The organism is Bradyrhizobium hipponense, from assembly GCF_008123965.1.
Lineage (GTDB): Bacteria > Pseudomonadota > Alphaproteobacteria > Rhizobiales > Xanthobacteraceae > Bradyrhizobium > Bradyrhizobium hipponense.
The window spans coordinates 23,377-30,439 of sequence record NZ_VSTH01000036.1; the positions used below are offsets into that span (position 1 = coordinate 23,377).

Here is a 7,063-nt window from a genome sequence, read left to right on the forward strand (position 1 = left end):
CATTCTCATAAGGCTCAGCCCGTGTCTCGTCTCAAGATCCTGGCGCTACTACCCTTGGCAGTTGCACTCAGCGGCTGCAACTATATCGTGCTGGCGCCAGCCGGCGATATCGCTGCCCAGCAGCGCGACCTCGTCGTCATCTCCACCGTCCTGATGCTCCTTATCGTCGTCCCCGTGATGGCGCTGACGGTGCTGTTCGCCTGGCGCTACCGCCAGACCAACACGACCGCGCGCTATGAGCCGGATTGGGATCACTCGACCAAGCTCGAGCTGGTGATTTGGTCGGCGCCGCTGCTGATCATCGTCTGCCTGGGCGCGCTGACCTGGATGGGCACGCATCTGCTCGACCCCTACCGCACGCTCGGCCGCATCAACGCGGAGCGCGCCGTGGATCAGTCCAAGTCGCCGCTCGAGGTCGACGTCGTCGCGCTCGATTGGAAGTGGCTCTTCATCTATCCGGACTACGGCATCGCCACCGTCAATGAGCTTGCGGCGCCGGTCAATCGCCCGATCAACTTCCGCATCACCGCATCCTCGGTGATGAACTCGTTCTACATCCCCGCGCTGGCCGGCCAGATCTACGCGATGCCAGGCATGGAGACCAAGCTCCACGCCGTCGTGAACCATTCCGGCACCTACAAGGGTTTTTCGGCGAACTACAGCGGTGCCGGCTTTTCCGGCATGCACTTCGCCTTCCACGCCCTCGACGACAAGGGCTTTGACGGCTGGATCGCCGGCGCCAAATCGGCCGGCGGCTCGCTCGGCCGCGCGGAATATCTCCAGCTCGAAAAGCCGAGCCAGAACGAGCCGGTGCGGCGCTACGGCACCATCGACTCCGATCTTTATCGCCTGATCCTCAACATGTGTGTCGAGACCGGCAAGATGTGCCAGAGCGAGATGATGGCGATCGACGCCAAGGGCGGCCTCGGTCATGAGGGCCTCAACAACACCCTGCCGCTGGCCTACGACAAGTACGCCCGCCGTGGCACGACGCTTGGGCCGGAGCCGACCTTCGTCGCCGGCACCTGCACGCCCGAGGCGCCGCAGGGCCAGACGACGGCGGCCATCAAGGCGCCGCTCGACACCGCGCCGCTGCTCGGCGCCGGCCTGAAGCGGCCGACCTTCGCGCCGCTCAAGTCTTCGTCCTTCTTCCTCGGACAACGTCCGAAGTCAGACTCCTAAAGAGAGCACGCATGTCTCCTGATCTTCTCAAGCTCATCTTTGGCCGGCTCACCATCGAATCGCTGCCGCTGCACGAGCCGATCGTCGTCGGCACCTTCGCGGTGGTGGCGACCGGCGGCCTCGTCATGTTCGCCGGTCTCACCTATTTCCGCGTCTGGGGCTACCTGTGGCGCGAGTGGTTCACCAGCGTCGACCACAAGCGCATCGGCATCATGTACATGATCCTCGGTATCGTGATGCTGCTGCGCGGCTTCGCCGACGCGCTGATGATGCGGTTGCAGCAGGCACTCGCCTTTGGCGGCTCCGAAGGCTACCTCAACGCCCATCACTACGACCAGGTCTTCACCGCCCACGGCGTGATCATGATCTTCTTTGTGGCGATGCCGCTGGTCACCGGCCTGATGAACTTCGTCGTGCCGCTCCAGATCGGCGCGCGCGACGTGTCGTTCCCGTTCCTGAACAATTTCAGCTTCTGGATGACGGTCGGCGGCGCCGTGCTGGTGATGGCCTCGCTGTTCATCGGCGAATTCGCCCGCACCGGGTGGCTGGCTTATCCGCCGCTGTCGAACATCGGCTACAGTCCGGACGTCGGCGTCGACTATTACATATGGGGACTGCAGGTCGCGGGCGTCGGCACGACGCTGTCCGGCATCAACCTGATCTGCACCATCGTCAAGCTGCGGGCGCCGGGCATGACCATGATGCGGATGCCGGTCTTCACCTGGACCTCGCTCTGCACCAACGTCCTGATCGTCGCCTCCTTCCCGGTTCTGACTGTCGTGCTCGCGCTGCTCTCGCTCGATCGCTACGTCGGCACCAACTTCTTCACGAACGATTTCGGCGGCAGCCCGATGATGTACGTGAACCTGATCTGGATCTGGGGCCATCCCGAGGTCTACATCCTGGTTCTGCCCGCCTTCGGCATCTTCTCCGAGGTGACCTCGACCTTTTCGGGCAAGCGGCTGTTCGGCTACACCTCGATGGTCTACGCCACAGTGGTCATCACCATCCTGTCGTACCTGGTCTGGCTGCACCATTTCTTCACGATGGGGTCGGGTGCCAGCGTCAACTCGTTCTTCGGCATCACCACGATGATCATCTCGATCCCGACGGGCGCGAAGATGTTCAACTGGCTGTTCACGATGTATCGCGGCCGGATTCGCTTCGAGCTGCCGATGATGTGGACGATCGCCTTCATGCTGACCTTCGTGCTCGGCGGCATGACCGGCGTGCTGCTCGCGGTGCCGCCGGCCGACTTCGTGCTGCACAACAGCCTGTTCCTGATCGCGCACTTCCACAACGTGATCATCGGCGGCGTGGTGTTCGGCGCATTCGCCGGCATCGGCTACTGGTTCCCGAAGGCGTTCGGCTTCAAGCTCGACCCGTTCTGGGGCAAGCTGTCGTTCTGGTTCTGGGTCACCGGCTTCTACCTCGCCTTCATGCCGCTCTATGTGCTCGGCCTGATGGGCGTGACCCGGCGCCTGCGCGTGTTCGACGATCCGGGCCTGCAGATCTGGTTCATCGTCGCCGGCATCGGCGCTTTCCTGGTCTTCCTCGGCATCCTCTCGATGCTGATGCAGTTCGCCGTCAGCTTCCTCAAGCGCGAGCAGCTCAAGGACGTCACCGGCGATCCCTGGGATGCGCGCACGCTGGAATGGGCGACCTCCTCGCCGCCCCCGGCCTACAACTTCGCCTTCACCCCCGTCGTTCACGACAATGACGCGTGGTGGGACATGAAGAAGCGCGGCTACGTCCGTCCGCTTCTCGGCTTCAAGCCGATCCACATGCCGAGCAACACCAGCACCGGCATCATCCTCGCCGGCTTCGCCACCGCGATGGGATTCGGCCTGATCTGGTACATATGGTGGCTTGCGGCTGCGAGCTTCATCGCGCTGCTCGCCGTCGGAATCGGCCACACCTTCAACTATCAACGCGACTTCGACATCCCGGCCGACGAGGTCATCCGGACCGAAGACGCGCGCACAAAACTGCTCGCCGGAGCCAAGTAAATGACGATCGCTGTCAATCCCACCCAATCGGGCGAGCCGATCTTCTACCTCGCCGACGAACATCCGCATCCGGAAGGCTGGAGCACCTCGCTCGGCTTCTGGATCTACCTGATGAGCGACTGCCTCATCTTCGCGATCCTGTTCGCCACCTTTGGCGTGCTCGGTGGCAACTATTCCGCCGGCCCCGCGCCGAAGGATCTGTTCGACTTGTCACTGGTCGCGGTGAACACCTCGATGCTGCTGCTATCGTCGATCACCTATGGCTTTGCCATGCTGACGATGGCGCAGAACCGCATCGGCGCGACGCAGATGTGGCTCGCCATCACCGGCCTGTTCGGCCTCGCCTTTATCGGCATCGAGCTCACCGAGTTCGCCCACATGATCCATGAAGGCGCAACGCCCCAGCGCAGCGCCTTCCTGTCCGCCTTTTTCACGCTGGTCGGCACCCACGGCCTGCACGTGTCCTGCGGCCTGATCTGGCTGGTGACCTTGATGGTGCAGGTCTGGAAGTTTGGCCTGATCGAGGCCAACCGCCGTCGCCTGATGTGCCTGTCGATGTTCTGGCATTTCCTCGACGTGGTCTGGATCGGCGTCTTCACCTTCGTCTATCTCCTGGGAGTTCTGCGATGAACACCGACACCCACGCCGCCCACGCGGACCATCATCACGACGACAATTCGCACGGCTCGCTCTCGACCTATCTCCTCGGCTTCGTGCTTTCGGTGGTGCTCACCGCGATCCCGTTCTGGCTGGTGATGAGCGGTGCACTTCCGAGCAAGCAGATCACCGCGCTCGTCATCATGGCGTTCGCAGTCGTGCAGATCGTCGTGCACATGATCTACTTCCTGCACATGAACACCAAGTCAGAGAACGGCTGGAGCATGATGGCGCTGATCTTCACCATTGTCATGGTCGTGATCGCACTGTCCGGTTCGCTGTGGGTGATGAGCCACCTCAACAGCAACATGATGCCGATCCATCAGATGACCGGGATGAAGTGAGCGAGACCGTGACATGCAAGGCAAGGGGCGCGCGCGGCAAGGCCGTGCGTCCCCCCTTGTGGCTCACGGTCCTCTCGCTCGCGGCTTTTGCGCTGCTGATCGCCCTCGGCGTCTGGCAGATCGAACGCCGCGCCTGGAAGCTGGCGCTGATCGACCGGGTCGAGCAGCGCGTCCATGCCGCCGCACAGCCGATCCCCTCGCCGACATCGTGGCCGACGGTCACCGCCGCAAGCGATGAATACAGGCACGTCGCCGTCACCGGCCGCTTCTTGCACGACCGCGAGGCGCTGGTCCAGGCCGTTACCGAGGAAGGCCCCGGCTATTGGGTGCTGACGCCGCTACGGCGCGACGACGGCACGCTGGTCTTGATCAATCGCGGCTTCGTTCCGTCCGAGCGGCGCGACGCCTCGGCGCGACAGGAAGGCAATCGGCAAGGCCTGGTCCAAGGCGAGGTCAAAGACCATGTCAAAGTCACGGGCCTGCTCCGGATGAGCGAGCCGAAAGGCGGCTTCCTGAGAACCAACGACCCTGTCCACGACCGCTGGTATTCGCGCGACGTCGCCGCAATCGCCGCGGCGCGCGACCTGCACGATGTCGCCCCCTTCTTCATCGATGCCGACGCCGGATCACAATCCGGCGGCGGCCCCATCGGCGGATTGACCGTGGTCCGCTTTCCCAATAACCACCTGATCTACGCGCTGACGTGGTTTGCCCTCGCTTTCATGCTGGCCGGTAAACTTTTCGTCACATTCGGCGGCGGGCTGTTCCGCCGCAGGCGCTTCGTCCACGAACCGGCCGGCGATTCCGCCGCCCGCAGGACGGGATCCGATGCTGGAACGATCGTCGAGCCGACCTGATGACGGGAAGTCGCCTTTGCGAGGCGAGCTTGTCGTCACGCTGCAATCGCAGGCGGACGCGCGCAGCGAGCTGATCGGCGCGGCTCCGACCGACGACGAAACCAACCGCAAGAACATGGCGCTGCTGATCCAGCTGCGCTGGACCGCGGTGGTCGGCCAGATCGTGACCATCGGGGGCGTGCATTTCTGGCTCGGCATTTCGCTGCCGCTCGCCCGGATGGGCGCGGTGATCGGCGCGCTGGTGCTGCTCAACGTCTCGAGCCTCGTCTGGGTGCGCCATCGCGCAGCGATTACCAACAACGAGCTGCTGGTCGCGCTGATGCTGGATGTCGCGGCCCTGACAGCGCAGCTCTACCTCAGCGGCGGCGCCACCAATCCCTTCACCTCGCTGTTCCTGCTTCAGGTGACGTTAGGTGCAGTGCTGCTCGATGCCCGTTCGACCTGGTCGCTGGTCGCGCTGACCTGCGCCAGCTTCGTCTGGCTGACGCTGGCCTACCGGCCGCTCGACCTGCCGCCCAATCCGCTCAGCGAAACCTACAGCCTCACCGTTGCCGGCATGCTGCTGGGCTTCGTCCTCAACGCCGTGCTGCTGGTCGTGTTCGTCACCCGCATCAATCGGAACCTGCGCGAACGCGACGCGCATCTGGCGGCGCTGCGCCAGCATGCAGCCGAGCAGGATCACATCGTCCGCATGGGCCTGCTCGCGTCCGGCGCGGCGCATGAGCTCGGCACGCCGCTCGCGTCACTCTCGGTCATCCTCGGCGACTGGCGCCGCATGCCGAATCTTGCCGCCGATCAGGAACTCGCCGAAGATCTCGCCGAGATGGAGACCTCGCTGCAGCGCTGCAAGTCGATCGTCACGGGCATTCTGGTCTCGGCCGGCGAAGCGCGCGGCGAAGGCTCGTCGCCGACGACGGTGACGGCCTTCGTCACAGCGCTGGTCGAGGAATGGCGCAACGCACGCTCGGCACGCACGCTGTATTTCGTCAACACCTTCGGCGAGGACGTCGCGATCGTCTCCGACGTGGCGCTGAAGCAGGTGATCTTCAACGTGCTCGACAATGCCTACGAGGTCTCGCGTGAGTGGGTGGAGCTCGTGGCCGAGCGCGAGGGCGACAATCTCGTGCTCTCGATCAGCGACCGCGGCGCGGGCTTTGCGCCGGAGATGCTGGCGCAGCTCGGAAAGCCCTATCATTCCAGCAAAGGCCGCGCCGGCGGCGGGCTCGGCCTGTTCCTGGTGGTGAATGTGGTGCGCAAGCTCGGCGGCAGCGTCACGGCCGAGAACCACCGGAAGCGCGGCGCCACCGTGCGCCTCACGTTGCCGCTCGCAACGCTCGCGATCGGAGGCAGCTTTGACGCCTGACCGCTCGCTCATCGTCGTCGAGGACGATTCCGGCTTCGCCCGCACGCTCAAGCGCTCGTTCGAGCGCCGCGGCTACGAGGTGGTGCTGGCCGCATCGATCGAAGAAGTGCGCATGGTCCTGGCGGAGCGGTCCTTCGGCTACGCCGTGGTCGATCTCAAGCTCGGCGGTGCCTCGGGCCTCGCCTGCGTCGAGCTCCTGCACACCCACGATGAGGAGATGCTGATCGTGGTGCTCACCGGCTTTGCCAGCATCGCCACCGCGGTCGAAGCGATCAAGCTGGGGGCCTGCCACTATCTGGCAAAGCCCTCCAATACCGACGACATCGAGGCCGCCTTCAACAAGGCCGAAGGCAACACCGAAGTCGCCCTCGATGCGCGGCCGACCTCGATCAAGACGCTGGAATGGGAACGCATCCACCAGACCCTGATCGAGACCGATTTCAATATTTCGGAAGCGGCGCGGCGCCTCGGGATGCATCGGCGGACATTGGCAAGGAAGCTCGAGAAGCGGCCGGTGAAGTAGCGTGTGTCGTCGCGACCGTAGGGTGGGTTAGCGGAAGCGTAACCCACCTCTTTTCTTTTCGCGTCAACAGAAGTGGTGGGTTACGCCAGCGGACTGCGCTTCGCGCAGCCGCAGGGCTAATCTTACTG

The 7,063-nt window shown here is 64.0% G+C and carries 7 protein-coding genes; all 7 read left to right on the top strand.

Features of this window, described 5'->3' with window-relative positions; genetic code table 11:
• Positions 1 to 21: 21 nt before the first annotated feature.
• The 7 genes from cyoA to FXV83_RS11700 are packed head-to-tail and all read left to right on the top strand — an operon-like array spanning position 22 to position 6,935.
• Positions 22 to 1,182: a ubiquinol oxidase subunit II gene (gene cyoA, locus FXV83_RS11670; protein ID WP_148739326.1), complete on the top strand. Its 1,161-nt coding sequence runs from the start codon at positions 22 to 24 to the stop codon at positions 1,180 to 1,182.
• A gap of 11 nt (positions 1,183 to 1,193) precedes the next feature.
• Positions 1,194 to 3,191 (top strand): cytochrome o ubiquinol oxidase subunit I, encoded by a 1,998-nt coding sequence (gene cyoB / locus FXV83_RS11675; protein ID WP_148739327.1) that lies wholly within the window; start codon positions 1,194 to 1,196, stop codon positions 3,189 to 3,191.
• Positions 3,192 to 3,821: a cytochrome o ubiquinol oxidase subunit III gene (gene cyoC, locus FXV83_RS11680; protein WP_148739328.1), complete on the top strand. Its 630-nt coding sequence runs from the start codon at positions 3,192 to 3,194 to the stop codon at positions 3,819 to 3,821.
• Complete coding sequence (cyoD, locus tag FXV83_RS11685; protein ID WP_148739329.1) at positions 3,818 to 4,192, top strand: cytochrome o ubiquinol oxidase subunit IV; 375 nt, start codon at positions 3,818 to 3,820, stop codon at positions 4,190 to 4,192. The genes cyoC and cyoD overlap by 4 nt, the downstream gene beginning before the upstream one ends.
• Positions 4,189 to 5,049 carry an SURF1 family protein gene (locus tag FXV83_RS11690; RefSeq protein WP_148739330.1) on the top strand — a complete coding sequence of 287 codons (861 nt, stop codon included), beginning with the start codon at positions 4,189 to 4,191 and terminating at the stop codon, positions 5,047 to 5,049. Before cyoD ends, FXV83_RS11690 begins: the two co-directional genes overlap by 4 nt.
• Positions 5,021 to 6,412 (top strand): ATP-binding protein, encoded by a 1,392-nt coding sequence (locus FXV83_RS11695; RefSeq protein WP_187435835.1) that lies wholly within the window; start codon positions 5,021 to 5,023, stop codon positions 6,410 to 6,412. The genes FXV83_RS11690 and FXV83_RS11695 overlap by 29 nt, the downstream gene beginning before the upstream one ends.
• Positions 6,402 to 6,935: a response regulator transcription factor gene (locus tag FXV83_RS11700; RefSeq protein WP_148739331.1), complete on the top strand. Its 534-nt coding sequence runs from the start codon at positions 6,402 to 6,404 to the stop codon at positions 6,933 to 6,935. Before FXV83_RS11695 ends, FXV83_RS11700 begins: the two co-directional genes overlap by 11 nt.
• Positions 6,936 to 7,063: the final 128 nt, after the last annotated feature.

Coding starts and splice junctions, on each gene's coding strand:
- cyoB (WP_148739327.1), top strand. CDS start 1,194: ATGTCTCCTGATCTTCTCAAGCTCATCTTTGGCCGGCTCACCATCGAA.
- cyoC (WP_148739328.1), top strand. CDS start 3,192: ATGACGATCGCTGTCAATCCCACCCAATCGGGCGAGCCGATCTTCTAC.
- cyoD (WP_148739329.1), top strand. CDS start 3,818: ATGAACACCGACACCCACGCCGCCCACGCGGACCATCATCACGACGAC.
- FXV83_RS11695 (WP_187435835.1), top strand. CDS start 5,021: ATGCTGGAACGATCGTCGAGCCGACCTGATGACGGGAAGTCGCCTTTG.